Consider the following 26,806-nt stretch of genomic DNA (forward strand, 5'->3'; position numbering starts at 1 on the left):
TCTCCCTACCGTCACCATGGAGGACGATCGATGAACATCACTTTGAAGCGCCTGCTCGGCACCACCGCGGCGGTGACCACCGGCGCGGCGGCCCTGCTCGGCGCCGGCGCCGGTACCGCAGGCGCAGGCGGCGCCAACGGCAGGGCGCACTGTGAACGCGCCGAACGGGTCATGTGGAGCAGCGGGCCCGCCACCGACGTGATCGGCCACCGGTGCGACCTGCCGGACGAAAAGCGCCGCTGGTACACCATCGAGATCGACACGCTCGTGCACACCCATCACCAGATGGACTACGCGGACGGAAAGGTCGTCCGGACCGAGACCCTGCACGACAGATCCGTCAGATGCCTGGGTTACACCTCCCGCAACGGCACGGTCCACTGGTTCGGCTGCCCACCCTCCTGACGCCCCCCGGGGCTCCCATGCCGACACCCCGCCCTCCCGGCCCGGCAGGCCACCGCACGGCGGGGGCGGCGGGGTCGGGCCGGCTCGCGTGACGTGTCGGACGGACGGTGAACACCGGCCGCACGGCTCGGCGGAACGGCTACGGCGACGGCTACAGCGACAGAGGCAGCGACGGCTACAGCGACAGCGACAGGTGCGGCTACGGCTCGAGGGCTGCGGTGGGGTGGGTGGTGCTGGTTAGTCTGCTCGCGTGAGCGGTGAGTTGGTTTTGTTGGCCGGGGTCGTCTGGCGGGGGCGGGAGATCACCGCGCCCCGGCTGCGTGGGCTGCTCGCGCTGCTCGCGCGTGATCTGCGCACCGGGTGCAGCACCGGCCGGCTCGTGGAGGGGCTGTGGCCCGACGAGTTGCCGGAGCGGCCCGGCAAGGCCGTACAGGTCCTGGTGTCGCGGCTGCGCGCGCAGTTGGGTGCCGAACTGGTCGTGAGCACCCCGGCGGGCTACCGGCTCGCGCTGGAGGAGACACAGGTCGACAGCTCCGCGCTGCTGCGGTACGAGGCGGCGAGCGCCGAGCGGGCGCGGGCCGGGGACCACGAAGGCGCCCTGCGGCAGGCCGAGGCGGGCCTGGCGCTGTGGGACGGGAACACCGGCGCCGCGGTGGCCGAGGAGCTGCACGACCCGGTGGCCGCCCTGCGCGCCGACCGGGTCCCGGCGCGCCGTGCGCTGGCCCGCTCCCGGGCGCTCGCGCTGGCCCGCCTTGACCGCCCCCGGGAGGCGACGGCGCCGCTGACCGAGCTGGCCCGGGAGCGGCCCCGGGACGAGGAGGTGCTCGCGGAACTGCTGCGCTGCGAGGCCGTCACCGCGGGCCGGGCCGCGGCCCTGACCCGGTACGACACCTACCGGCGCCGGCTGCGCGAGGAGCTGGGCACCGATCCCGGGCCCGCCCTGCGGTCCCTGTACCAGCGGCTGCTGCACGCGGACGCGCCGCCGGTACGGCACGGCGTACCGCACGAACCCAATGAGCTGCTCGGCCGGGACGCCGACCTCGACGCCGTGGCCGGGCTGCTGCGCCGGGCGCGGGTCGTCACCGTCGTGGGGCCCGGCGGGCTCGGCAAGACCCGGCTCGCCCACGCGGTCAGCCGGGCGGCCGAGCAGCCCGCGGTGCACTTCGTCACCCTGGCCGGTGTCACCGCCGACGACGACGTGGCCGCCGAGGTGGCCTCGGCCGTCGGCGCCGGCGAGGGCCGCCAGTTCAGCGGTGGCCACGACCCGGTGGCCGGCATCACCGCCGCGCTGGGCACCGGACCCGTCCTGCTGGTGCTGGACAACTGCGAGCACGTGGTGCGCGGCGCCGCCTCGCTCGTACAGGCGCTGGTGTCGCGGTCGAGGGAGCTGCGGATCCTCGCCACCAGCAGGGCCCCGCTCGGGCTGACCTCGGAGTCCGTGTACGCGCTGCCCGAGCTGTCCCTGGCGACCTCGGTCGCGCTCTTCGAGCAGCGGGCGCGGGCGGCCAGGCCCGGGGTGGAGCTGCCCGCCGACCGGGTCACCGAGGTCTGCCGTCAGCTGGACGGGCTGCCGCTGGCCGTGGAACTGGCCGCGGCCCGGGTACGGGTGCTGTCCGTGGCCGACATCTCCCGTCGGCTGCGGGACCGGTTCGCGCTGCTGCGCGGCGGCGCCCGCGACGCCCCCGAGCGGCATCGCACGCTGTGGGCCGTGGTGGAGTGGAGCTGGAACCTGCTGGAGCCCGACGGCAGGGCGGCGCTGCGCGCGCTGTCGGTGTTCCCCGGCGGCTTCGCCGAGGACGCGGCGGAGCGGCTGCTCGACGGGACCGGGGACACGCTGGCCCTGCTGGAGCAGCTGGCCGGCCAGTCCCTGATCAAGGTGGATGACAGCCCGTCCGGGGTGCGTTTCCACATGCTGGAGACGCTGCGGGAGTTCAGCGCCCGACGGCGGGCCGAGGCGGGCGAGGAGGAGACGGTCACCGACCGGTTCCTCGGCTGGGCCCGGGACTTCGGCCGGGCCCGCCACGATGTGCTGTTCTCCGGCGATCCGTCGGTCGCCTCGGTCCGTATCAGGGCCGAACAGGACAACCTGGTACTGGCGTTGCGGTGGGCGCTGGCCCGGTCCGACGGGCCCACCGTCGCGGCCCTGACCGCCGTACTGGCCTCCCTGTGGGCCGGCGACACCAACCTCACCCGGCTCGCCGCCCTGGCCGCCGAGACCGGCGGGCCGCTGTCCCGTTTCCGGCCAGGACCAAAGGACGTGGAGGTGGCCCGCAGCGCGGCGGCGGCGTGCACGGCGAGCCTGTTCATGGGCCACGGCCCGCACGCGGTACGCCAGTTGGTCACCCTGCGCCGGCTGCCGCCCGCCCCGCCGGACACGGTGCTGCGCGCCCTGGCGGTCGTGCTGTGCGCCGTCCCGGACATGCGCCCGCCGCACTACGCGCGGCTGCGGGAGCTGTGCGACCGCGACGAGCCGCTGCTGGCCGGCGTCGCGGCGTTCGTCGCCAGCTATCTGTGGGAGTCCGAGCACGAGCCGGAGCGGGCGCTGGCGTACGCCCGCCGGATGGCCGACGCGCTCGCGCCGGTCGACCACCCGATGCTGCGGGTGGTGTGCCACGGGCGGATCAGCGAACTGTCTCTCCAGGCCGAGCGGGGTGTGGAGGCGTACGACCATCTGCGGGCCGCGCTCGACGCGCTCGGCGAGTTGGACGACTCGTCGGACTCGATCGGCGTCCGCTGGTCGCTGGTGCTGGCCTGTCTGCAACGCGGTGAGGTCGACGAGGCCGAGTACTGGCTGGGCCTCGCGGCCCTGGACCGGCAGCCGGAGGCCGCCCGGATCTTCACCCCCGACCTGCCGGCCCGCGCCGAGATCGCGCTGGCCCGCGGGCTGACCGAGGTCGGGCTCGGGCTGTGGCGGCAGGCGGTGGAGCGGATACGGGAGGACAGCCTGTCGCATGCCGGGGACCCGTTCGTGGACCCGTGGGAGCTTGAGGTGCAGGCCGCCGCGCTGGCCGCGCACGCGCGGCACGGCCGGCTGGACCCGGTGGCCGGGCTGGCCGAGCGGCTGCGGGAGCGGCTGCTCGGCATGCTGTCCGGCTCTCTGGGCGACCGCTCTCCGGTGGATGTCCCGGTGTACGGCACGGTGCTGCTGGCGCTCGGGCTGGCCGGGCTGGCCGCGGGCGAGCCGGCGGCCGTCCGGCTGGTGGCGCTGGCCGAACGGATGCCGGTGGTACGGGAGTTCCCCACACTGTCCACAGCACGGTCCCGGCAAGCCGCCGAGGACACCGACCCGGCGGCGTACACCGAGGCACGATCGGCATACGCCACCCTGGGACGACAGGAACTGCGAGCCGCAGCGCTCCACGAACTCAATGCCGCGGCTCCCGAGTGAACTGTCCCCTGGCCCACAGGTAGCCGAGCAGGGCGAGGCCCAGGCTCCAGGCGACGGCCAGCACCGCGTTGCGGGTGCCGATCTCGCCGCCCAGCAGCAGGCCGCGCAGGGTCTCGATGGCGGGCGAGAAGGGCTGGTACTCGGCGAACCAGCGGAACCAGCCCGGCATGGCGTCCACCGGTACGAACGCGCTGGACAGCAGCGGCAGCAGCATCAGCGGCAGTCCGATGTTGCTCGCGCCCTCCGGGTTGGGGGAGGCCAGGCCGATACCGACCGCGACCCAGATCAGCGCGAGAGCGACCAGCGTCAGCAGACCGGCCGCCGCGAGCCATTGCACCGGGCCCGCGTCGGGCCGGAAGCCGATGGCCAGCCCGACGCCCAGCACCAGCGCCAGGGCGAGCAGCGTCTGGATCACGCTGCCGATCACATGGCCGGTCAGCACGGAGGCACGGGAGATGGCCATGGTGCGGAAGCGGGCCATGATGCCCTCGGTCATGTCGGAGGCCACGGACACCGCGGTGCCGAGCGCGGTACCGCCCACCGTCATCAGCAGGATGCCCGGGACCAGGTAGGCGAGATAGTCGCCGCGGTCGGCCGGTCCGCCGGTGATGCCGGCGCTCATCACGTCACCGAAGACGTACACGAACAGCAGCAGCAGGACGACCGGGGTGAGCACGACGTTCAGGGTGAGGGAGGGGTAGCGGCGGGCGTGCAGCAGATTGCGCCGCAGCATGGTCAGGTTGTCGCGGACGGCGTGGCCGGCGGCGGTCATCGAACGGTCTCCTTGTCGGCGGGGGCGGTGGCGGTGGCAGTGGCGGTCGGGGCGATGCCGGTGGTGCCCGTGGCGCCCGTGGTGCCGGTGGTGCCCGTGGCGCCCGTGGTGCCGGTGGTGCCGGTGGTGCCGGTCAGGGCGAAGAAGACGTCGTCCAGGTCCGGGGTGTGCACGGACAGTTCGTCGGCCTCGACACCGGCCGCGTCGAGCCAGTCGAGGATGGCGCGCAGCTCACGCTGGCTGCCGTCGCTGGGGATCTGCAGCGCGAGCGAGTCGTCGTCGCGTGCGCTCTCCCGCAGTGCGGTCGCCGCACGTTCGTACGCCTGCGGGTCGGCGAAGCGCAGCCGTACGTGGCCGCCGGGGACGAGCCGCTTCAGTTCGTCGGCGCTGCCCTGGGCGACGAGCCTGCCGCCGTTGAGGACGGCGATACGGTCGGCGAGCTGGTCGGCCTCCTCCAGGTACTGGGTGGTCAGGAAGACGGTGGTGCCGCCCGAGACCAGGGTGCGGATGATCTGCCACATGGTGTGGCGGGAGCGCGGGTCGAGGCCGGTGGTCGGCTCGTCGAGGAAGATGATCCGCGGGTCGCCGACCAGGGTCATGGCGATGTCGAGCCGGCGTTTCATGCCGCCGGAGTAGGTGGACGCCGGCTTCTTCGCGGCCTCCACCAGGTCGAAGCGTGCCAGCAGTTCCGCGGTCACGCGGCGGCCCTCGGTGCGCGGCAGATGGTGCAGGTCGGCCATGAGGAGCATGTTCTCCTCGCCGGTGATCAGACCGTCCACGGCGGAGAACTGGCCGGTGACGCCGATGGCGGCGCGTACCGCCTGAGCCTCGGCGGTGAGGTCGTGTCCGGCGATCCGGGCGCGTCCGGCGTCGGCGGAGATCAACGTGGAGAGGATGTTGACGGCGGTGGTCTTGCCCGCGCCGTTCGGTCCGAGGAGGGAGAAGACGGTGCCGGTGGGCACGTGGATGTCGATGCCGTCGAGGACGGTCTTGTCCCCGTATGCCTTGCGCAACCCGCTGGCTTCGATGGCGAGTTCGTGATGCGTCGTCATACCGCGAAGCCTGCGGCCACCCGCCTTCAGACCGGCTTCAACCCGGTTTCACCCTCCCCCGCCCCCACCTCGACCGCTGAAACCGGCGTCGGGGGCGGGCACGCGCATCTGGCGACAGCTTTATGCGCGTTCTAGGCGGGGGCCTGGGGCGGGTTCAGACGGTCGAGTTCGTCGGGGGTGAGGTCGGGGCGGGAGTGGAGTGCGGTGCGGACCGTCGTGGCCTTCGCCGTCCCGGCGTGCTCGGTCAGCCAGGCGAGGGCGAGGGCGATCGCCCGCCGTATCTCCTCGGCGGCCAGGTCACCGCGGGCCAGCAGCGGGCCGAGCACGAACCGGGCCCGTGCCGCGGCCCCGTGCTCGCCGAGCCAGGCGAAGGCGAAGGCGACCGTGCGCGCGGCGTCGGCGGGACCGAGTGCGGTGTCCGCGAGGAGCGGCTTGAGGACGATCGGCGCGCCGGCGACGGTGGCGTGTTCCTCCAGCCAGGTCAGGGCCAGCGCGCGGACCGCGGGGGCGTCCTCGGCGGGCGGGTCGTCGCGGGCGAGCAGCGGGCCGAGCACGAACCGGGCCCGCGCGGTGGGCGCGTGCTCACCGAGCCAGCGGAGTGCGGCGGCGGCCGCCCGCCGGGCGTGGTCGGGTGTGAGGCCGGTGCGTTCGAGCAGCGGTCGCAGCACATGTGCGGCGCTCGGCGCGAGGGGGTAGCGGTCGAGCCAGTCGAGCGCGGCGGACACGGCCCGCCGCACGTCGTCGGCCGGCCGGTCGGCCCGGACCAGCAGTGGTTTGAGTACGTATCCGGCCCCGAAGGCGGTGGCGTGCCGGTCCAGCCAGGCGAGCGCCACGACGGCGGACCGCCGGGCCTGGTCGTCGGTCGCTTCGGGCCGGCCGAGCAGCGGGTCCAGCACGAAGCGGGCCTCCGTGAGGGACGCGTGCTCGTCGAGCCAGGCGAAGGCCGTGGCCAGCGCGCGCCGGGCGTGATCGGCGCTGAGGTCGCGGCGGGCGAGCAGCCGCCCGAGCACATAGGCGGCGTCGACGGTGAGTGTGTGCCGGTCGAGCCAGGTGAGCGCGGCGGACGCGGACCGCCGGGCGTGGTCGTCGGTCAGGTCGGTCCCGGCGAGCAGCGGTTTGAGGACGTATCCGGCGGTGAGGTCGAGGGCGCCCCGGTCGAGCCAGGCCAGGGCGGCGGCGGCCGATCGCTGGACGTCCGCGGCCCGCAGATCGGTCCGCACGAGCAGGGCGTTGAGGACGAACCGGCCCTTCGGTGTGGTGGCGTGGTGGTCCAGCCACACCAGGGCGGCGGCGACCGACCGCTGGAGGTCCTCGGCGGACAGATCCGTACGGGCCAGCAGCGGGTCGAGGACGAAGCCCGCGCCGGGCGAGGCGGCGTGCAGGCCGAGCCATGCCACGGCCTTGGCGACCGCCCGCCGGGCGGCGTCGGACGGCAGGTCGGCGCGGGCCAGCAGCGGGTCGAGGACGAAGCGCGCCTCCGGCAGGGCCGCGTGCCCGTCCAGCCAGCGGTACGCGGCGGCCAGCGCCCGCGGTGCCTCGTCGGCGCCGAGATCGGCGCGGGCGAGCAAGGTGTTCAGGACGAACTGGGCGCTTTGGCCGGTGGCGTGGTCGTCGAGCCAGGTGAGGGCCGCCGTGACGGCCCGCCGGGCGGCGTCGGACGGCAGGTCGGCGCGGGCCAGCAGCGGTTTGAGGACATAGCCGGCGCCCGGCCCGGCGAGATGGTTGTCGAGCCAGACCAGCGCCGCGGCGACGGCCCGCCGGGCATGGTCGGCGGGGAGATCGCCGCGGGCGAGCAGCGCGTTGAGCACGGACTGCGCCCTCGCGGTGCCGGCGTGGTGGTCGAGCCAGGTCAGCACGGTCGACGCGAACCGCTGGGTGTCGTCGGTGCCGAGATCCGTGCGGGCGTCCAGGGCGTCGAGGACATGGCGGGCCTCCGGCGCGGTGAGGTGGTCGCCGAGCCAGGCGAGGGCGGCGGGCAGCAGTTCCTGTGCTTCGTCCGGCGGGATGTCGGGGTGGGCGATCAGCCGGCCGAAGACATATCCGGCGTCGGGTGTGGCGGTGTGCCGCTCCAGCCAGACGCGGGCCGCGGCGAGCGCCCGCCGGGCCTGGTGGGGGGTCAGGTCACCGCGGGCGAGAATAACGTTGAGGACGTATCCGGCGCCCAGCGTCCTCTCGTAGTGGGCGAGCCAGGCCACCGCGGTGCGGATCGCCCGCTGGGCGTCGGGCGCGGTGAGGTCGGACCGGGCGAGCAGCGGTCTGAGGACATAGCCGGCGTCGCTGATCATGTGCTGGTCGAGCCAGGTCAGGGCGGCCGTCACCGCCCGCCGGGCCTCTTCGGGGGTGAGGTCGGTACGGGAGAGCAGCGGGGCGAGGACGTGCCCGGAGTCGTCGGCGGCGTGCTGGTCGAGCCAGGCCAGGGCGGCGAGGACCAGCCGCCGCACATCGGCCTCGGCGAGGTCGGACAGCGTGAGCAGACGGCCGAGGAGGTACTTGGCCCGTTCGGCGGTGGTGTGCCGGTCGAGCCAGGCGAGGGTGGCGCGGGTGACCCGCTGGGCGTCGGCGGCGGGCAGATCGGTCCGCAGGACGAGGCGGCTGAGGACGAACTCGGCGTCGGCCGCGGTGGCGTGCTCCTCCAGCCAGACCAGCGCGGCGGCCAGCACCCGCGCGGCGTCCTCGGCGGCCAGGCCGGAACGCTGCACGAGACGGCTGAGGACCGACTCGGCGTCGGCCGCGGTGGCATGGTCCTCCAGCCAGACCAGCGCGGCGGCCAGCACCCGCGCGGCGTCCTCGGCGGCCAGATCGGTGCGGGCGAGCAGCGGGCCGAGCACGAACCGGGCCTCCGCGGTGGTGGCGTGCTGGTCCAGCCAGCGCAGGGCCGCGGCCTGTGCCCGCCGGGCGGCGTCGGCGTCCGTGTCGGTGCGGGCGAGCAGCGGGGAGAGGACGAACGTGGCCCGGTCGGTGATTCCGTGCAGGTCCAGCCAGGTGAGCGCGGCCCGTACGGCCCGGCTCGCGTCGGCGGGGCCGAGGTCGGCGCGCGAGAGCAGCGGCCGGAGGATGTGCCCGGCGTCGGGCGCGGTCGCATGGTGGTCGAGCCAGGCGAGGGCGACCGACAGCATCCGCCCGGCGTCCGCGGCGTTCAGGTCGGAGCGGGGCAGGAGGGTGCTGAGCACATAGCCGGCGCTGTGCGTCGCGGTGTAGCGGTCGAGCCACACGAACGCGGCGGCGAGGACCCGTTGGGCGTCGTCGGCGGGCAGATCGACGCGGGCGAGCAGGGGTCTGATGACATAGCCGGCGCCGGCGTGCGTGGTGTGCCGGTCGAGCCAGGCCAGCGCGATGGTGACGGCCTGCTGCACGGCCTCGGTCGGCACGTCGGTACGGGACAGCAGCGGGCCCGCGACATAGTTGGCCTCGCTGGTCAGACCGTGGGTCTTCAGCCACGCCAGCGCGGCGGGTACGAGCAACAGGGCGCCGTCGCCGGGCAGATGACGCAGTCCGCGGTGGAGCACGTGCCGGGCGTCGTGGCCGGCGCCGTGGTCGGCGAGCCACGGGCTGACGACCTGCCCCCAGTTGCGCACGGCGGAGGCGGACCAGGGCGGTCCGGAGCAGATGGCGCCGAGCGCGTACCCGCCGACGTCCGAGTCGTGCCGCATCAGCCGGCCGATGTCGGTGGCGTGTGCGGTGAACCATGCGTCGAGCACCGCCGCGCTCGCGGCGGCCCGGTCGGCGAGGACCAGGTCGTTGACGAGCCGGCCGATGTTGACGGCGAAGCGGCCGACGGTGCGGGCGCCTGTGAGGCAGCCGGCGAGCAGGGCGTGGGTTCCGGGGACGTCCGGCGCGGAGTCCGGCTCGGGCAGGATGACCGACTCGATGAGCTGGTCGGCGACGATGTCGTGGGCGACCGACAGCACCCCGTCCTCGTCCTCGAGCCAGCCCAGCGACACCAAAGTCGCCACCACGTCGGCGGCGGCGGGCACGTCGCCCGTGGCGTCGGCGACCGCCGCGTGCGCGGCCGCCACGACCTCCGCGTTCTCCTGAGGGCAGGCCGCCGCCGCGGCCGCCGCGGCCACCAGGCCGTGCGAGGCGCGGGCCGGGGTGTAGATGTTCGGGCGGCCGGGCACGGCGAGTTCGTCCTCGCTGAGCCGGCTGTGCAGCCAGGCGGGCAGTTCGCCGCCGGCCCGCAGCCCCGCCGTCTCCGGCATGGACAGCACTCCGGCCTTGACGCGGCGCTCGATCTCGCGGGCGATCAGCAGGGCGACGATGGGGCGGTCGCCGCTGACCGCGAGCATCCGGTCCCGGCCCAGCTGCCGGATGGCCGTGGGGGCGAGCGTCCGCAGCACATTGTCGGTGATCTGCCGCTGGAACGCCTCGTCCTGTCGCAGCTTCACCTCGTCGAACAGCTCGTGCACCAGCGCGCGATCGGCCTTCAGCAGCCAGCCGGGCCGGGCGGAGGCGAGCAGCGCCAGCGGAACGCCACGGCGGCGGGCCTCGGGCAGCAGATGGTGACGCAGGGCCAGCAGATCCAGGCTGGTCTCGTTGAGGTCGACCACCAGCAGGACCGGGGTCAGCTCCGCGAAGACCTGGTCGGCTATCTGCTCGATGACCGACTGGTTCTCCTTCTCCTTCTCCTTGTGGGGCAGGACGTGCAGCACGCGCCAGCCCTGTTCCAGCGCGAGCCGGCCCACCTCCAGGCCGGTGCGGCTCTTGCCGGTGCCCGCCGTGCCCACCAGCAGCACACCCCGGTCCTCGGACATCACCAGCCTGGTCAGCAGCTTCTTCGGGGATGCCTCGTTGTCGCCGCCCGGTGAGACGAACGGCAGCCGCTCCGGGGTGAGGTTCTTCTCGAAGTCGCTGAAGCCCTCGATGAGTTCGCCCTGGGAGATCACCGCCCGCAGCCGGCGTACGGGTTCTGGGGCGGGCGGGTCGAGCGGCACCGCGCTGGGCCGTACGAAGTTGTCGGCGAGTACGGCGGCGAAGGCGGGGTCGCGCAGTGCCTCGGCCACCGGCTGGGCCTCCGCGCTGTTCGGCCCCGCGGCGCGCAGCCGGTGGGACTGCACCCCGATCAGAAACCTGTCGTGGGCGAACAGGGCCGTGCCGGACATGCCCTGCCAGGCGTCCTGGCCGTCGGGGCCCCGTTCGTGCGGGAAACGCGAGGTGATGGCGAGGTCGAGCAGCCCCGACTTCATATTGGAACCGAGCTGGACGCGTCCGGTGACCTCATGGGTGTCCCGCCGGTCGAAGCCCTCGAACCGCTTCGAGGCGGCCCGCTGGGCGAAGGCGGGAAAACCGATGCCGGTGAACGGCACACCGCCCACCGCGTCCGGCAGGCTGCCGAAGACGACCTGCGGTACGGCGCCGAGGCCCGCGGGCGCCTCGTCGAGGCGCAGCAACGCCATGTCCTGCCGGGTGCCCCGCCACACCACGGTGGCGGGCAGCTCGTCCTTGTCCCGGCCGAGCATCACCGTGCACGCCGGGTCCGCGGCCCGGCCGAGCAGGTGTTCCACGGTGAGGACCAGCCGGGCGCTGATCAGATAGCCCGAGCCGTACTCGATGCTGCCGTCGCGTCTGACGACGACCTGCGCGACCCTGCGTTTGTCGAGCGAACTCATCCAGCGGTCAGCCGGTGGGGAAGAGGCTCGACACGTCGTCGCCCGTGAGGACCTGCTCGCCGGTGTCCGTCTCGGCGGCCAGGCTGAGCTTGACCGTGTGGGTCTGCGCCGACTTGCCGCCGCCCTTGCCGCCGAGGGACACCACCCAGAACCGCACGCCGGCGTTGGCCTCGGCGGTCTTCTCCACGGCGACCTGGAGTTCCAGGTCGATGGAGTTGATCCGGAACCGCACGTCCTGGCCGGCCGCCGCCAGCCGGGCACGGTCGATCTCCGAACGAAGTGACGTGAGCAGATCGGCCAGTTCGATGTCCATGGGTCCCCCGGAATGACGCGGAATCAGTCTGCCGCCTGTGGCGTGAATGAAGTGTCTCAGACACCAGGGCAACGCCAAGCCGAACCAGCCACATCGGCACCGTTCCCCGGCCCGCCGCCGGCTCAAGCAGCGCCCTCGGAGCGGAACTCCGGCCGGGAACGGCCGTGTCCGGGGACGCCGTCCGCCGACCCGCACCCGCCAGCCACGAAGAGGCCGCCGGAAACCCGAACCAGCCACACCCACAAGGGCCTCCCGCCCGGCCGCAGTTCAAGCGGCATGCACGCAACCGGACTTCGGCCGAGGGCCGACGTGTGGGGTGCGCGACCTCCTGAAGCGCTGACCGCGCACCCGCATTCGGCAGCCACGAAGGCGCGCCGGCGGACACGCGAACGGTCCCGCGGAGCACGAGGGAACGCGCTCCGCGGGATCGTGTGCGACCGCTACTCGGTGCCAGCTACTCGATGACGGCTACTTGATGTAGACGAGGCCGTCCGTGGTGATGGTCGGTCGGCCGCTGGTGCCGACCACGACGATCTTGACGGTGTGTTTGGCGCTGCTGGACCAGGTCTTGGTCCATATGGCCTGTCGGTACAGCGTGCCGGACGACTTCAGGTCGACCGTCGCGACCTTGGTGCCGTCGACGTACACGTACGCCTGCCCGGAGCTGGAGGCGCGGGAGACCACCCAGCCGGCCGAGCGGCCGGTGAAGGTCCAGCTGAGGCTCGCGTTCTTGGCGGAGCTGGAGTACGACGTGCCGCCGAGGTAGCTGGAGCTGGAGCGGGTGGACCAGGTACCGGTCTTGGTGGCCGAGTTCTCCTGGAGGATCACGGGGGTGTAGGAGGGCGAGGACGTGCGGTAGTTGCCGGCCCAGTCGTACGCCCGCATGGACCAGGTGGTGGCCGAGCCGGACGGGGCGGTGCGCTGGGAGCTGGTGGTGGTCGGGCCGAAGGTGACGGCCGTCGGGGACAGCAGCTTCACCTGCCGCAGGGCGGTCTCGTCGGCCGCCTTCCAGCCGAGCGTGACCGGTACGGCGGTGGTGTTGACGGTGCCGGTGCGCAGGGACAGTTTCGGCGAGCTGGTGAAGGTGGGTGCGGTGGTGTCCGCCACGACCTTCACCGAGGCGGTGGCCGTCCTGCCGGACTGGTGCACGGCCCGCACGGCCACCGTGTGGCTGCCCACGGCCAGCGTGGTGCCGGCGGACGTGGCGGAGCCGGCGAGGGTGGCGACGGTCTTGCCGTCGACCAGCAGCTGGTACTTGGAGATGAGCGGGGCCGGCGTGGTGGCCGACCACTTCACGGTGACGGCGCCCTTGGTGTAGTAGGCCGAGCCGTTCTGGGTGGCGCCGGAGACCGAGGAGACCTTCAGGCCCTGCACCGGGCCGGCCGCCAGGGTACGGATCGTCGGCAGCTGCGCGTAGAGCGCGCTGCCGGGGCACTCGGTGTTGTAGCCGTCACGGTGCGCGGAGATCCTCGGGAAGGTGTACTTGGTGCCCGCGGTGAAGCTGGTGCCGAAGTAGTTCTTCTGGCTCGCGCCCGCGGTCAGCTGCACGGTGCCGGCCGGATCGGCGCCGTACTGCCCGAGTTTCCAGGCCGCGACCCGGGCGATCGAGGCCAGCGTGGCGTTTGAGGCGCTGACGGTGGTGTTGGTGCCGAGCACCGCGATGCCCGCGGACTCCCGGTTCCAGCCGTAGGTGTGCGCGCCGAGCACCGGCCGGTCGACGCCGCCCTTGCGGCCCTCGAAGACGGTGCCGCACTTGTCGACCAGGAAGTTGTAGCCGATGTCGTTCCAGCCGTTGGTCTTCACGTGGTACGTGTAGATGCCCCGCACGATCGCCGCCGAGTCGGCGCACGAGTAGTCGTTGACGCTGTCCGTGTGGTGCACGAACACGGTCTTGACGTCCGCGTTGTACTCCGACGGGTCGGGGCTGATGGATTCGTCGGCGCCCCAGCCGGCCCGCGAGACCATCGAGGGCTGCGGCACGGTGGACGGCGGCGCCGGGGGAAGGCTCTCCGACGTGCTCGCGGAGGGCGACGTGGAGGCGGACGCCGATGCGGAGGCCGAGGCCGACACGGATGCGGATGCGGACGGGGAGTCCGAGGGGGACGCGGACGGGGAGTCCGAGGGGGACGCGGACGGGGGGTCCGAGGGGGACGCGCTGGTCGACGGGGACGCGGAGTCGGTCGAGGTGACGCCGGGGCTCTCCGCGACGGCGAAGGCGGCCGGGTCGGCGTCGCCGCCGGACTTCAGCTCGGCGTCGGTCACCACGCCCGGGTCGACCAGGTTGACCTGGAGTCCCGGGGGCAGCGCGCGGGTCGAACCGTCCTTGCGGACGACCTGGGCCTGGACGCCGTCGGAGGGACCGACCCACAGCGGCTCGGAGGCACCGCGCGCCTCGGCCTCGGGGGCCTCCGGCGGATCCGCGTTCACCTCCAGGTCGTGCCAGGCGCCCCATTCGCCGGTGGCCAGGCTGCGGGTGCGCACCTGCGCGGTCCCGTCCAGCCGCTGGGCGGCGCCCTTCCAGGAGACGCCGAGCATCGAGAACTGCTCGGTGCTCGTCCGGGCCAGTTCCCGCTTGTTGCTCGCGGCACCCTTCAGGGCGAGCGCGTAGACCTTCGCGGGTCGCTTGGCGCGGGCCGCGGCTCCGTGCCCGTCGGCGGGGCTGGCGACGGCGTAGGTCACCACCCCTCCGCCACCAAGGACGACCGCTCCCAGCGTCAGCCACACCCGGCGCTTCATGCCCAACGGTCTGTACGCATGCGACGTACGACGACTCACGACGTAATCCACCCCTAAAAAGGCCGCTGAGGGTCACACAGGACCCGCGGTAGAAGTCACAGGAGGCACACCCGAGACATGGATGCACCGTTGTCTTCAGCGCACCGCGGACACCGAATGTCACCCTGACCTCATGGAGCGGTGGCGCCCCCACCGGCCGCGGGCGGGTCACGACCGAGGTACGCCACCACGCACCCGCGCCGGCCCGCCCGGCCGCCCAAGCACCCCCGCACGGCGTAACGGGACGCACGGCGGCCCCGGTTGCCATGGCGCCGCCCTCCGTCCGGCAGCTTCACGGTGTGCTTGCTGCGTACCTGTGTACTGGCGTCCGTCTCCGGGTTCGCCCTGTAGACCTCGATCGTTTCACTGGACGCTCCCCCAAGGGTCCGCCTGGGCGCCTGTGCGGGCGGTGCGGGGCGCTTCTCCCCGGGCGTCGACACAGGGCCGGACAAGAGGCCCCGTATGCTCCCGTGTTTCCTCTGCCTCCCCATCGCGCTCCGGCGCGCACCACGCGGCGCGCGGCTGGCGTTGAGGCGGGTACGGGGTCCCCGTGTGCCGTTCCGCGCGGCGCCTGCCGGCGATGACCAACCGCGCGCCCCACGCGTCCGGCGTAGAGCCCCTGCGGGGAGGCACTGCTGTGCTTGCCGGGGCGCGTCGGCGGAATGCGGCTCTCACTCGTTCGAGGGTTCGTGATGGGCGTTGCATCGTCCGTCTGCTCCTGTCGGATCGGCCATGCCCCCAGCCTTCGCCACGTCGCAGGGTGCTTGCTTCCGTCTGTCCATGCTTGGGAATCGCAATGGCTACGCGGTAGTTGACCAGGATTGACTACTCTGGAAGCACTGTCGGTCGACCCCCGAGGTTCACGATGCGCGACTTTACCGATCTTGCTCGCGGAGCCCTGCGGGACAGCGGCTATTCGATGAAGGCTGCCGCGCGCGCACTGAATTACGACGTGGCTTATCTGTCGCGCGTACTCAACGGGAAGCAGAAACCGTCGGCAAAACTTGCCGAATCACTCGACGCTCTTGTTGACGCAGGAGGCGCACTGGCCGCAATCATGCTCGACCCGGACGATGAATCCCGTGTGGCACGTAGCGCTGCCCAGCCTTCCCGTCTGGATGCCGGAGCAGTCGACGCATTGGCAAGAGTGCTAGCCGCATACCGACGCCTGGACGACACCGTGAAGCCTAAATCGGTAATCCCTGCGACCATGGAGCAGATGCGCGAGGTTACACGGATACTGAAAGGTGCCCGGGGTCCACACCGTGACAGCCTCGCGGAAGTGGCCTCAGAATGGGTGCAATTCGCGGGCTGGATGCTTGCCCAAGTACGCAGGGATGATGAGGCGGTAAGACTCCTCAACCACGCTTTAGAACTTGCCGACGAAATCGGAAACGGTACCCTTGCCGCCCAGGCGCTCAATTTCAAAGGATATATCGCCCGGCAACAGAACCGCCCCCAGGGCATTGCGCGTTGGTTCTCTGCCGCAGCGAACACGCCTGGGGCACACCCTGCCCAGAGGATCGGCGACTATCTGCAAGCGGCTGCCGGAATGGCAGCCATAGGGGAACTTGACGCAGCCCTGCACCTGGTCGAGGACGCGGAAGGGTTGACGGACAAGGCGGCTGCCCTGCCGCCCCCAGACACCGCCTATTGGCTTACCCCGGCGTTCAACCGCCTGAATATGGGTCTGTGCACTCTAGCCCTGGGGCGCTACAGCGAGGCAGCCGACCACTTGCGGAACGGGCTCGCAGGATTGCCCGATGACTTGCGGGATGCGCCCTGGTCGTGGGAACACAAGGATGCGCTACGGAAGGCGCTGGAGGCGGCCTAGCGTTTACGGCAGCCGATATTTGCCACGCCCATTTCTGATTGCTGCGGGCGAGTCGGTCAAGGTCGTATCCGAACGGCTCGGCCACACGAACGCGGCGATGACCCTGAACGTGCACAGCCATCTGTTCTTCGACCGTGTACAGCCGCCTGTTCCCCGACTCGGAAGACAAGACGCGGAAGGCACTCGGCAAGGCTTTCGCAGCGCCGAGCGCCCCCGCTGCGCCCCCCGGCCGGCCTCTGACCCACAAAGACGCAGGTCAGACGCAGGTCAGGACCCACGAGCTACCGGCTGTCAGACGTTGACACCGAAGTCGGTGGCGATGCCGCGTAGGCCGGAGGCGTAACCCTGGCCTACCGCGCGGAACTTCCACTCGGTGCCGTGCCGGTACAGCTCGCCGAAGACCATCGCCGTCTCGGTCGAGGCGTCCTCCGACAGGTCGTAGCGGGCGATCTCCTGGCCGCCTGCCTGGTTCACCACCCGGATGAACGCGTTGCGGACCTGGCCGAAGCTCTGTCCGCGCTGCTCCGCCTCGTGGATGGAGACAGGGAAGACGATCTTGTCGATGTCGGCGGGTACGGCGGCGAGGTTCACCTTGATGCTCTCGTCGTCGCCCTCGCCCTCACCGGTCAGGTTGTCGCCGGTGTGCTCCACCGAGCCGTCCGGGCTCCTGAGGTTGTTGTAGAAGACGAAGTGTGAGTCGGAGGCGACCTTGCCGGACGTGTTCAGCAGCAGCGCGGAGGCGTCCAGGTCGTAGTCCGCGCCGGTCGTGGTGCGCACGTCCCAGCCGAGGCCGACCAGTACGGCGGTCAGGCCCGGCGCCTCCTTGCTCAGCGATACGTTGCCGCCCTTGGCGAGGGAAATTCCCACGGCTCGTCCTTCCGGTGTGGTCCGTCGGTACCGTCACTGCTTTCCACGCGAACCCCGCACTCACGGTTCCGATCATTGCGCAATCACGAAAGCATTCGGGCGCAGGCGACGGCAAGGGCAGGGGGCGTCGGACCGGCGAGTTCTCCGCGGACGCCCGGGCAGAAGTCCCGTTCCGCGCGAGGCCGCAGTTCCAGGACTTCCCGTTCGGTCTAGGAAGCCGGGATCTGTCCGGGGGACGGGGTGTCCAGGGTGCGCAGCAGGGTCAGCGAGCGGTCGAGGAGGAGTCGCGTGGCACCCCGGCATCCGCCGCGGCCCGCGCCCTCCCACCACGATGATGTGACGCACACCACACAGCAGCCTCCAATTTTTACCCGGCGCGCTGATCGGCCGTCGCGGTCGCCGCGTACCTCGTGGTACGAGTCGTACGCCCCAGGAGGCACCATGCGCATGTCCCGCAGCACGATCGGCACCGTCTTCGTGGCCGGCGCACTGGGCATGACCCTCACCGCGCTCGCCTATCCCGCGATGCTCGGCGTGCAGAAGACGTCGAGCAGCTCCTCCAGGATCATCGCCAACACCCGCTACGGACCGCTCACCGAGGCCGACCGCGACTTCGTGGTCAAGGTCCGCTCCGCCGGGCTGTGGGAGTACCCGCTGGGCGAGATCGCCCTGAAGAAGGGGTCCACCCCGCAGATGAAGGAGGCCGGCAAGCATCTGATCGTGGGACACGCGGGGCTGGACGAGCTGTGCCGCAAGATCGCCCCGGAACTCGGCATCACCCTGCCCAACCAGGCCACGCCACAACAGCAGCAGTTCGTGGAGACCTCGGCCGCGCAGTCCGGCAGGCAGTTCGACACGACGGCCGCCAACATCATGCGGATAACCCACGGGCAGATCTTCCCGGCGATCGCCAAGATCCGCGCCGAAACGCAGAACACCCTCGTGCGCGAGCTGGCCGACCTCGCCAACGACACCGTTCTCGACCACATCACCGTGCTGGAGAAGACCGGAGTGATCAACTTCGACCAGGTCAACTTCCAGCAGACCACCCCGCCCAAGCTCCCCAAGGACCAACTCACCCCGCCGCCGCCGCAGGCCGGCGCCCCGGTGGTCGCCCTGACCCCGCGCCCCGACCTGAACATCAACACGGCGTCCCCGACCCCGAGCCCGTCCACAGGCTGACGCCCTCCCCGGAACGCTCCACGGCACCCGCGTGCCGGCCGGAGGGAACGCGGCGCCGTCCGGTGCCGTCCTCCCGGTGGGGACGCGACGGGCGAGGAGAAGAGGGGGCCGTGTCCACTCGGCAACCGGACAGCGATGGACCGACGGGCGGGGGCGATGGCGCCGCGCCCGTCCCGGACACGGTGTGGCAGCAGTTCCTCGACGACTCCGAGCGGGCCATCCGCAGGTCGGCGCCCAGGGAGCCGTCCGCGCGGGAGCGGGCCGTGCCGCCCCCGGCGGCACCGCGGCCGACGGCACCGCGGCCGGACGCGGTCGGCGAGTTGTGGCAGCCGCGGGAGCTGTCGTACGGCCCGGCCTGGCGCGATCTGGACGGCCCCGCCAGGCGCCGCCGGGTGGGCCGCGTCCTCGGCACGGTCGCCGCGGCCGCACTGGCCCTGTCCGCCCTCTCGCTGCTGCCCGCGGGCCCGGGCGGCGGCCCGGCGGGCCCCGACGACGCGACCTCGCAGCGGTCCGAGGACGTTGCCGACCCGCTGCCCACGGCGACCGCCTCGCCGGACGTCCTGATGCCGCCCGTCCCGACGCCGGCCGGCCCGACGTCGACGAACCACTCCGGGTAGGACCTGCCATCGCGCCGTCACAGGAGGACACTGAAAGGCGAGGGGTGGCCTGTCGGTGCCGCAAGGGGGTGTCGACCATGGCAAGGACACAGCTCCGCCGGATGCGGACCTGGCGCTGGCGCCGTAATCCGCTCAGGCGCCGCAGTGACGTGATCGAAGCCTGGCTCGTGCTCACGGCGTGGGTGATCGCCCTGGTGGGCGGCGCGCTCGCCGGGCTGCTGGCGGCGTCCACGGTGGCAGGCAACCTGGCCCAGCAGCGGACGGAGCGGCACCCGGTCGCGGCCGTCGTCACCCAGGACGCACCGACCGGCCCGTCCGCCCAGACCCTGGACGGCGGTCATATCTGGGCCCCCGTGCGCTGGCAGTCCCCGGACGGTTCGACACACCTCGCCCGCACGGAGGTGCCGCCCGGCGCACCGCAGGGCACCCGGGTCACGGTGTGGACGGACGCGCACGGCAAGCTGACGGCGAAGCCGCTGTCCAGCGGTGACGCGACGTTCCAGGCGGCCTGGACCGGCGTCCTGGTGGCGGTGGCCACCGCCGGCAGTGTGGCCGGGTGCGCCCAGTTCGCCCGCTCCCGGCTTGAACACCGCCGCATGGAGCAGTGGGCCGAGGAGTGGGAGCGCGTCGACACCCGCTGGGGCGGAAAGACGGGCTGACCCCGCCGCGCCCCCGCACCCCGAGCCCGGCACCCCGCCCCGCCCGGCGTCCCCACACCCCTGCACACCCAACCGGCCCCGCACCGCCCGGCGTCCCCACACCCCTGCACACCCGACCAGCCCCACACCCCGACACCACGCCACCCCTCACCCAGCCAGCCCCACACCCCGACACCACGCCACCCCACACCCGACCAGCCCCACACCGCCCGGCATCCCCACACCCCAACACCACGCCCCCACACCCAACCAGCCCCACGCCCCCACACACCCAACCGACCCCGCACCCCAACGCCACGCCCCCCCACACACCCGACCGGCCCCGCACCCCGACACCACACCGCCCCTCACCGACCGGCCCCGCACCGCCCGGCATCCCCACACCCCTGCACACCCGACCAGCCCCGCACCCCGACACCACGCCACCCCACACCCAACCCGCCCACGCCCAACCCGCCCACGCCCGCAACCACACCCGCACCCGCACCCGCCCCCACACCCACGCCCACTCCACGCCCACGCCCACGCCCACGCCCACGCCCACGCCCACGCCCACAAGGGCAACCGGCCCACCGCCGCCCGCCCCGGCGTATGCAGTGAATCTGCGCAGGAGTGGCACACGGGCTGCACACAGACTTTCGAAAGGCTCGTTACTGTTGCTGGCCGCTCGCCGGGTGTGCGAGCGCGACCAGGCCGTGCCCGGGCGGGCCCACGGCGCCAGCGATCCAGGAAGACCGCGCATGGACTACTGCTCCTCGTGTCGCCGAGACCTCAACGGCGCCCTGGTGTGTCCAGGGTGCGGCGCCTACGCCCCCGACATCGCACCGCCCCACACTGCGGTCACCGCCTACGCCCCGGCCCTGCCCGCTCCGCCGGCCCTCCCGGCCGACGCCCCGACCGCCCGGCCGCCCGCGACGTGGGACTCCTGGCACGACACGGCCCCGCCGGACCAACCCGACGCCGCACCCGACGCCGCACCCGACGGCGCACCCGACGCCGCACCCGACGGCGCACCCGACGCCGCGTCCGACACCACGGACACCCCTGACACCGCGCCCCCGGCCGGCGACGTCGACAGTCCGGCGCCAACGGGCGAGGGACGCGCCGCGCGCCGCCGGCAGCGGGCCCGGTGGAAGAAGAGCCGGCGCCGGGCCGTGGTGGCGACGGCCGTCGCGCTCGTCGGAGGCGGCCTCACCGTCGTCTCGCTGGACCGCCATTCGGCCGCCCGGCCGCAGGCGGCGGCGGCTCCGGACGACCGCGGCATGGGCCTCGCGGACGAACTGCCGGAGCAGCCCCCCGCGGCGACGCCGCCCCCCGACCGCACCTCGACCACCGCACCGCGATCGCAGGACCCGGGGACCGGCGGCGTCCCGCGGCAGCGGACCGTGGCGGCCACCGCGCCGCGCGCGACATCGCCGGCCACCCACCCGGACGCCGCCCGCGCGGCCCACCCCGTCGTCCCCTCCGTACCGGAGCAGCCGAGCGCCACGCCGTCCGCCGTGGCGTCGGACCCGGCCCGCACCGGTACGGCGGCGCGGCAGCCGAGCGCGCCCGAGACCGCGACCACGCCCGCGCCGGCCCCAGACACCCCGCGGACCAGCAGTCCCGCCCCGTCGGCGCCGGCCGCGCAGCCGTCGCGGCTGTGCGTGCTCGTGCTGTGCCTCGGCTGAGGCAGCATCAGGCAGCCCCCGGCGTTGCGCCCCTGCACACCCCCGCATCCGACAGAAGGGATACGCACAGAAGGGACATCTGGGGACTTAGGTCGCTGTAACCACCCATCGCTGCCATAGTGCGGCCATGAAGATCACGAAGGCGTCGTCCCTCGTCCTCACCGGTGCCGTCGGGATCGCCGGTGCCGCCCTCCTCGTCGGCACCCTCCCCCACGACGGCCGCCGCTCCCCCGCCCGCTCCGGCGCGCAGGCGCCGGTCGCGGTCCCCTCCCCCGGCGCCCCGGGCATCGGCGACCCGCTCATGCCGCTCGACGGCAACGGCGGCTACACGGTGCGCCGTTACACCCTGGACTTCGACTGGCGGGCACCTCGTACGCCGTTCGCCGCCGGTGCCACCATCAGCGCCACCGCCACCCAGGCGCTGTCCCGCTTCGACCTCGACTTCGCGGGCAACACACTGCACACGGTCACCGTCGACGGCGCCCCCGCGCGGGCGGTGCGCGAGGGCGACGAACTCGTCGTCACCCCGGCCCGGCCGATCCCGGACGGCGCCGCCTTCACCGTGCACGTCTCCTACACCGCCGACCCGACGCAGCAACGCCACCGCGACGACGCGATCGGGGACTACGGCTGGATGCCGACGGCCGACGGCACCGTGCTGTGTCTCCAGCCCGACGGCGCCAAGCTGGTCTTCCCGGTCAATGACCACCCGAGCCTGCGCGCACCGGTCACCTTCCGCGTCACCACCCCGCCGGAGCTGAGCGCGGTGGCGGGCGGCCGGCTGGTGGAGCGGGTGCGCCGACCCGACGGCCGGATCCGCTGGACCTACGACTCCGAGCAGCCGGTCGCCGGACAGCTGGTGCAGCTGGCCATCGGCAGGTTGACGTTCGCCGACGGCCGCGGCCCGCGCGGGCTGCCCGTGCGGGACGCGGTGCCGCAGGATCTCGTCGACGACACCGCCGCGTACCGCGCGCTCACCCCGGAGCACCTGGAGTGGCTGGAACAGCGGCTCGGCCCGTACCCCTTCCGGCGCTACGGCGTTCTCGTCGGCGACGCCGACCTGCCGGTGGCGCTGGAGACACAGTCGCTGTCCGTCCTGCCGAGCGCCACCCTGCTGGGCGACCGGGTGGCCGCCGAACGGGATCTGGTGCACGAGCTGGCCCATCAGTGGACCGGCAACAGCGTCGCCCTGCGGCACTGGTCCGACCTGTGGCTGAGCGAGGGTCACGCCCGTTTCTACGAACGCCTGTACAGCGACACACACGGCGGCCCCGGCCTGGAGGACGCCATGCGTTCGGCGTACGAGCAGCACGACCGGTGGCGGCACGACGACGGGGCGCCCGCCGAGCCCACCGGGTCCTCACTGTTCCGTCAGATCCGCTACGACGGCTCGGCGCTGGTGCTCTACGCCCTGCGCGAGGAGGTCGGCGAGAAAACCTTCGAGCGGATCGAACGCAGCTGGGTGACGCGCTATCAGGGCCGGTCCGCCGGCACCGCGGACTTCATCGCGCTCGCCTCCGAGGTCGCGGGCCGGGATCTGAAGCCGTTTCTGACCCCGTGGCTGTACGGCGCGCACACCCCGCCGATGCCCGGACACCCCGACTGGCAGGTGACTCGGGTCGAGGACTGAAGGGGGCCGCCGCCGGGCCCGGACACGCTGCCGCCGACCGGGTGGCCTGTGCCGCGCGGCTGGTCCACGCCGGTGACTCTCGGCGCGCGCCTGCGCGCCGGGCAGGGAAACGTATGAGAGGTGGCGTGCGGGGCAACTCCCTTGTCCTGGTTGCGCTTGTCCATGTTGCGACGAGCCCGTTGGAGTCACCTGCAATGAAGAAACGTGTCGCCTCCCGTGTCCTCATCGCCCTGCGCGGCCACCGGCTGACGGTCTGTGTGGCCGCGTCCTCGGTGCTCGCGCTCCCCCTGCTGATCATCCCGCCCGGTGGCGGTGACACGCCGGACGACCGGAGCCTGCAGCATGACTTCCAGGCCGCCGCGAAGGAGTACCACGTGCCGCAGAGCGTGCTCCTGGGCGTCTCCTATCTCCAGTCACGCTGGGACACACACTCCGGCGCCCCGAGCGTCGCCGGCGGGTACGGGCCGATGCACCTGGTCGACGGGGCCCGGATGCCGCCCGCCGCCTCCTCGGGGCCGCCGCCGACCGAGGAACAGAACCTCGCCGGGCCGCCGCCGCGCGCACCGCTCCCGATGAGCCGCCCGTCCCTGCAACCGGCCGAGCTGCGCCGCGCCGCCCGGCTGATCGGCGCCCCGACGGAGCGGGTGCGCACCGACCCCGGCGCCAATGTGCGCGGCGGCGCCGCGGTGCTGGCGGCGACCCAGCGGGAACTCGGCAAGCCGCTCAGCGACAACCCGGCCGACTGGTGGGAGGCGGTGGCCCGGTTCCCGGGCTCGACCGACGCCGCCACGGCGACGACCTTCGCGAACGATGTCTTCGCGCTGATCCGCAAGGGCGCGCAGCGCACCACCGAGGACGGGCAGCAGGTCACCCTGGCCGCCCAGCCGAACGTGCGCCCGCGCCCGCAGCCGGCACCGAAGGACCCGGACCGGCCCCAGCAGGTCGAGTGCCCGCAGGAGGTGACCTGTTCCTGGCTCAGCGCGCCGTACGTCCAGTTCGAGGACGAGTACGGCAACCACGACCTGGCCGACCGGCCCCGCGACGAGAAGATCGAGTACATCGTCATCCACGACACCGAGGCGTCCCTCGACTCCATGCTCAAGACCATCCAGGACCCGACGGAGGCGTCCTGGCACTACTCGGTGCGCTCGAGCGACGGCCACATCACCCAGCACATCAGGACCAAGGACGAGGCCTGGCACTCGGGCAGCAAGTTTGTGAACGCCCGGTCGATCGGCATCGAGCATGAAGGTTTCCTCACCCAGCCCGACGCCTGGTACACGGAGGAGATGTACCAGTCGTCGGCCCGGCTCGTGCGCTATCTGGCGAAGAAGTACGGCATCCCGCTGGACCGGCAGCACATCTTCGGCCACGACAACGTGCCCGCACCGACCGGCGACACCATTCCCGACATGCACGACGACCCGGGCCCCTACTGGGACTGGCGGCACTACTTCGACCTGCTCGGCGCGCCGCTGAAGGCCACGGCCGGGGCGGACAGCGCGATGGTGACCATCCTGCCGGACTACGCCACGCACAGGCCGACGTACACGGGCTGCACCGGGGACGGCCAGCCGTGCGCGGCGCACGGCTCCAGCGCCGTACGGCTGTACACCGAGCCGCGCGAGAGTGCCCCGCTGATCCAGGACCGGGGCCGGCGCCCGGACGGAGAGAGTTCCACGACGGACGTCAACGACCTGGGCTCGCGGGTCTCCGCAGGCCAGACGTATGCGGTCGCCGGACGCCAGGGCGACTGGACGGCGATCTGGTACCTGGGCCACAAGGCGTGGTTCAGGAACCCGAAGGACCACCCGACGGCCGTCGGCGCGGCGGGCAAGATGGTGACACCGAAGGACGGCCTGACCGAGATCCCGGTGTACGGGCGGGCCCTGCCGGAGGGCGCCGCCTACCCGGCGGACATCGAGAAGGCGACCGAGGCGCCGCTGCCGTACACCATCGCCGCGGGCCAGCGCTATGCCACCGGGGCCCGGCTGACCGGCTCCTACACCGACCGGTCCGCCTTCGTCCACTCGCCGAGCCCGGTGGTGAAGGGCAGCGAGGAGTACTACGAGATCCAGTTCGGCCACCGCCTCGCCTACGTCCGCGCCAGCGACGTGGATGTCATCAACGCCCCAGGGACACCCCCCGAGCAACCCGCCCAGCCCCAGTCCAAGTAACCCCGCCCCGGCTGTCTGTGGCCGGACTGCCGCCACCGAGGTCCGGCCGACAGGCGTCCGCGCTCGAACGCGGGACGACGGGCGGCCGGACCGTGCCGTGCGCGGGGCGGCGGACATGTGAACCGCCGCCCGGCGCACGGCAGTTGTCCGACTAGGGCCGCCCTAGGCCCCCAGGCCGCCCGCACAGTATTCAGCCACGTAGCCCTTGCGGCCGTTGTAGTTCACCGGGATCCACCAGTTGTCCTGGGGCTCGCCCGTCGCACACCGGTAGGTCCCTCCGGGCTCTGAAGAGCATCCGTTCTGCCATGTGGGCAGACGGGTGCCCGTGTATTTCACGATCAGGTTCGCGGTAGCGGACTTGGCGCTGCGCACGTTGTAGTAGCCGTACTTGTCGGAAACGTAGAGGTAGCACGTCACGGCGGGCGCCTTCGAGCCACCGGGGGTCGCGGACACCGCAGCGGCAGCCGGACCGGGTGCCGCCGTGAGCGAACCTTGCCGAAAGCTTGGGCCGGCCGCACGGAGCCGCGGGGCGCGCGTGCCGGCATGTGGCCGGGGTCAGCGCGTGGGCGCGGTGCGGGCGGGGTCGCGGCGGAAGGCCCAGGTCATCCTGGGCTCCATGACGAACCGGAACATCCGTTGCACCGGCGGTGTGCACAGCAGCGTCACCCCGGCCGCGGCGACCAGGGTCAGCACCACCGCGCCGGCCGGCCGGTAGAGCCACTCGGGGTCGTACCAGCCCGCGGGCTTGGACCACTGCAGGACGAAGCCGTGCAGGAGATAGCCGTACAGGGTGCCCGCACCCAGCGCGGTGCACCACAGGTGGCGCCCCGGCACCCAGGCCAGGAAGCAGGCGACCAGGGTCACCGAGCAGCCGAAGGTGGCGAGCGCCATCACCGGCCCGTACCAGGCGGGCGCGGCCAGTTGCTCGGCGCTCGTACGGTGGAAGAACCAGGCGTAGTTCATCCGCGGCACCGCCCAGTACGCCACGGCCAGCGCGACGGCGAACACCGGCACGGCCGCGATCCGCGCGGCGCGGCGGCGCACCAGCCGGAAGTGCTCGGGCCGCAGGCACAGGCCGAGCACGAAGTACGGCAGGAACTGCAGGACGCGCTGGAGGTCGAGGTCCTTGCCGATGGACGGCGGCAGGGTGGCGAGCATCGCGATGCCGAGGGCGACCGGCAGCGGCCGGCGCACGAGCTTCCAGACGGGGGTGGTCAGCCGCCAGATGAACAGGGCCGCCAGGAACCAGGTCAGATACAGCGGGTCCAGCAGGCTGATCGGCCGGTCCGGGGCGTCGTCCGTCCACCGGGTGAAGCAGGTGTACGCGATCTCGAAGACCACGTAGGGCACGGCGACCCCGGTGATCAGCCGCTTGAGCCGGGCCGGGCTCGCGTCGAAGGTCCGCGAGAAGTAGCCGGAGACGACGATGAACGCCGGCATGTGGAAGGCGTAGACGAGCGTGTAGAGGGCGGTGACGGCGCGGCTGTCCGAGCGCAGCGGCTCCCAGGCGTGTGCCACGGCGACGAGCACGATGGCCGCGTACTTCGCGTTGTCGAAGAACGCGTCCCGCCGGCCGCCGGGGTCCGGTGGCGCGGCCGGTTCCGGACGGGGACCACCCGAGGGCGGCGTGTCGGTGAGAATCCCTTCCCGTCGGAAACCGGAGGTACCCGAGATACCGGACAGAGCGGAACACCCCTTCGCTTCGGCTGCGCGGGGAACGGCTACGGCCCCCGTCCGGCACCGTAGTCACCCGTCGTCGCATTCGTAAACCCGGCCGGCGTCGTGGCTGGACGCGCCCGCGCGGCGGAGCCGCAAGTCGATACGGCCCCGCGCCCCCTTGTTTCTTCGGGGCTGTTTCT

Annotated in this window: 17 protein-coding genes; 9 read left to right on the forward strand and 8 right to left on the reverse strand. The window is 72.7% G+C overall.

Annotated features, from left to right (window positions below; translation table 11 throughout):
• The first annotated feature begins 30 nt into the window (after nt 1–30).
• Together ABT245_RS37415 and ABT245_RS37420 are read left to right on the forward strand one after the other, a co-directional pair.
• On the forward strand, nt 31–405 hold the full coding sequence (locus ABT245_RS37415) for a hypothetical protein (RefSeq protein ID WP_351742967.1): 375 nt from the start codon (nt 31–33) through the stop codon (nt 403–405).
• Between the two features lie 250 nt (nt 406–655).
• Nucleotides 656–3,793, forward strand: coding sequence for an ATP-binding protein (locus ABT245_RS37420; protein ID WP_351742970.1), 3,138 nt, complete (start codon nt 656–658; stop codon nt 3,791–3,793).
• Here the strand turns inward: ABT245_RS37420 and ABT245_RS37425 are convergent.
• From ABT245_RS37425 to ABT245_RS37445, 5 genes are all read right to left on the reverse strand, one after another.
• A complete protein-coding gene (locus ABT245_RS37425; protein ID WP_351742973.1) occupies nt 3,771–4,565 on the reverse strand; it encodes an ABC transporter permease in 795 nt (264 codons plus the stop codon). The two genes, ABT245_RS37420 and ABT245_RS37425, sit on opposite strands and share 23 nt — an antisense overlap.
• Nucleotides 4,562–5,617: an ATP-binding cassette domain-containing protein gene (locus ABT245_RS37430; protein WP_351742976.1), complete on the reverse strand. Its 1,056-nt coding sequence runs from the start codon at nt 5,615–5,617 to the stop codon at nt 4,562–4,564. The genes ABT245_RS37425 and ABT245_RS37430 overlap by 4 nt, the downstream gene beginning before the upstream one ends.
• 131 nt (nt 5,618–5,748) lie before the next feature.
• On the reverse strand, nt 5,749–11,223 hold the full coding sequence (locus ABT245_RS37435; RefSeq protein WP_351742979.1) for a trypsin-like peptidase domain-containing protein: 5,475 nt from the start codon (nt 11,221–11,223) through the stop codon (nt 5,749–5,751).
• A gap of 7 nt (nt 11,224–11,230) precedes the next feature.
• Nucleotides 11,231–11,536, reverse strand: a complete 306-nt coding sequence (locus ABT245_RS37440) for a trypco2 family protein (RefSeq protein ID WP_351742983.1) — start codon at nt 11,534–11,536, stop codon at nt 11,231–11,233.
• Between the two features lie 468 nt (nt 11,537–12,004).
• Nucleotides 12,005–14,272, reverse strand: coding sequence for a peptidoglycan recognition protein family protein (locus ABT245_RS37445; RefSeq protein WP_351742986.1), 2,268 nt, complete (start codon nt 14,270–14,272; stop codon nt 12,005–12,007).
• A gap of 904 nt (nt 14,273–15,176) precedes the next feature.
• On the opposite strand from ABT245_RS37445, the gene ABT245_RS37450 reads away from it, so the two are divergent.
• The gene (locus tag ABT245_RS37450; RefSeq protein ID WP_351742989.1) at nt 15,177–16,145 is read left to right on the forward strand and encodes an NsdA family TPR-like regulatory protein; all 969 of its coding nucleotides are present in this window, start codon (nt 15,177–15,179) and stop codon (nt 16,143–16,145) included.
• A gap of 291 nt (nt 16,146–16,436) precedes the next feature.
• Here the strand turns inward: ABT245_RS37450 and ABT245_RS37455 are convergent, their stop codons facing one another.
• Nucleotides 16,437–17,012, reverse strand: coding sequence for a TerD family protein (locus tag ABT245_RS37455; RefSeq protein WP_351742992.1), 576 nt, complete (start codon nt 17,010–17,012; stop codon nt 16,437–16,439).
• 441 nt (nt 17,013–17,453) lie between these two features.
• Here ABT245_RS37455 and ABT245_RS37460 point away from each other — a divergent pair, with 441 nt between their 5' ends.
• The 6 genes from ABT245_RS37460 (at nt 17,454) to ABT245_RS37485 (ending at nt 24,947) form a co-directional block, all read left to right on the forward strand.
• On the forward strand, nt 17,454–18,194 hold the full coding sequence (locus ABT245_RS37460; RefSeq protein WP_351742994.1) for a DUF4142 domain-containing protein: 741 nt from the start codon (nt 17,454–17,456) through the stop codon (nt 18,192–18,194).
• A gap of 110 nt (nt 18,195–18,304) precedes the next feature.
• Nucleotides 18,305–18,811, forward strand: coding sequence for a hypothetical protein (locus ABT245_RS37465; RefSeq protein ID WP_351742996.1), 507 nt, complete (start codon nt 18,305–18,307; stop codon nt 18,809–18,811).
• Nucleotides 18,812–18,888: 77 nt separating this feature from the next.
• Nucleotides 18,889–19,470 carry an Rv1733c family protein gene (locus ABT245_RS37470; RefSeq protein ID WP_351742998.1) on the forward strand — a complete coding sequence of 194 codons (582 nt, stop codon included), beginning with the start codon at nt 18,889–18,891 and terminating at the stop codon, nt 19,468–19,470.
• Nucleotides 19,471–20,210: 740 nt separating this feature from the next.
• Nucleotides 20,211–21,140: an SCO2400 family protein gene (locus ABT245_RS37475; RefSeq protein WP_351743001.1), complete on the forward strand. Its 930-nt coding sequence runs from the start codon at nt 20,211–20,213 to the stop codon at nt 21,138–21,140.
• A 127-nt stretch (nt 21,141–21,267) separates the two neighbouring features.
• Nucleotides 21,268–22,770: a M1 family metallopeptidase gene (locus tag ABT245_RS37480; RefSeq protein WP_351743004.1), complete on the forward strand. Its 1,503-nt coding sequence runs from the start codon at nt 21,268–21,270 to the stop codon at nt 22,768–22,770.
• 194 nt (nt 22,771–22,964) lie between these two features.
• Nucleotides 22,965–24,947: an N-acetylmuramoyl-L-alanine amidase gene (locus ABT245_RS37485; RefSeq protein ID WP_351743007.1), complete on the forward strand. Its 1,983-nt coding sequence runs from the start codon at nt 22,965–22,967 to the stop codon at nt 24,945–24,947.
• Nucleotides 24,948–25,109: 162 nt separating this feature from the next.
• On the opposite strand, the gene ABT245_RS37490 is transcribed toward ABT245_RS37485, so the two are convergent.
• Together ABT245_RS37490 and ABT245_RS37495 are read right to left on the reverse strand one after the other, a co-directional pair.
• Nucleotides 25,110–25,364, reverse strand: a complete 255-nt coding sequence (locus ABT245_RS37490) for a hypothetical protein (RefSeq protein WP_351743009.1) — start codon at nt 25,362–25,364, stop codon at nt 25,110–25,112.
• A 138-nt stretch (nt 25,365–25,502) separates the two neighbouring features.
• Nucleotides 25,503–26,588: an acyltransferase family protein gene (locus tag ABT245_RS37495; RefSeq protein ID WP_351743032.1), complete on the reverse strand. Its 1,086-nt coding sequence runs from the start codon at nt 26,586–26,588 to the stop codon at nt 25,503–25,505.
• Nucleotides 26,589–26,806: the final 218 nt, after the last annotated feature.

Origin of the sequence: Streptomyces sp. NPDC001508, from assembly GCF_040298665.1 — a bacterium.
In the GTDB taxonomy this organism is placed as follows: Bacteria; Actinomycetota; Actinomycetes; order Streptomycetales; family Streptomycetaceae; genus Streptomyces.

What these genes read in the sequence shown, in the direction of transcription:
- ABT245_RS37445 (WP_351742986.1), bottom strand. Translation starts at nt 14,272, where the DNA reads ATGAAGCGCCGGGTGTGGCTGACGCTGGGAGCGGTCGTCCTTGGTGGC.
- ABT245_RS37480 (WP_351743004.1), top strand. Translation starts at nt 21,268, where the DNA reads ATGAAGATCACGAAGGCGTCGTCCCTCGTCCTCACCGGTGCCGTCGGG.
- ABT245_RS37475 (WP_351743001.1), top strand. Translation starts at nt 20,211, where the DNA reads ATGGACTACTGCTCCTCGTGTCGCCGAGACCTCAACGGCGCCCTGGTG.
- ABT245_RS37435 (WP_351742979.1), bottom strand. Translation starts at nt 11,223, where the DNA reads ATGAGTTCGCTCGACAAACGCAGGGTCGCGCAGGTCGTCGTCAGACGC.
- ABT245_RS37440 (WP_351742983.1), bottom strand. Translation starts at nt 11,536, where the DNA reads ATGGACATCGAACTGGCCGATCTGCTCACGTCACTTCGTTCGGAGATC.
- ABT245_RS37415 (WP_351742967.1), top strand. Translation starts at nt 31, where the DNA reads ATGAACATCACTTTGAAGCGCCTGCTCGGCACCACCGCGGCGGTGACC.
- ABT245_RS37425 (WP_351742973.1), bottom strand. Translation starts at nt 4,565, where the DNA reads ATGACCGCCGCCGGCCACGCCGTCCGCGACAACCTGACCATGCTGCGG.
- ABT245_RS37470 (WP_351742998.1), top strand. Translation starts at nt 18,889, where the DNA reads ATGGCAAGGACACAGCTCCGCCGGATGCGGACCTGGCGCTGGCGCCGT.
- ABT245_RS37485 (WP_351743007.1), top strand. Translation starts at nt 22,965, where the DNA reads ATGAAGAAACGTGTCGCCTCCCGTGTCCTCATCGCCCTGCGCGGCCAC.
- ABT245_RS37430 (WP_351742976.1), bottom strand. Translation starts at nt 5,617, where the DNA reads ATGACGACGCATCACGAACTCGCCATCGAAGCCAGCGGGTTGCGCAAG.
- ABT245_RS37460 (WP_351742994.1), top strand. Translation starts at nt 17,454, where the DNA reads ATGCGCATGTCCCGCAGCACGATCGGCACCGTCTTCGTGGCCGGCGCA.
- ABT245_RS37450 (WP_351742989.1), top strand. Translation starts at nt 15,177, where the DNA reads ATGCGCGACTTTACCGATCTTGCTCGCGGAGCCCTGCGGGACAGCGGC.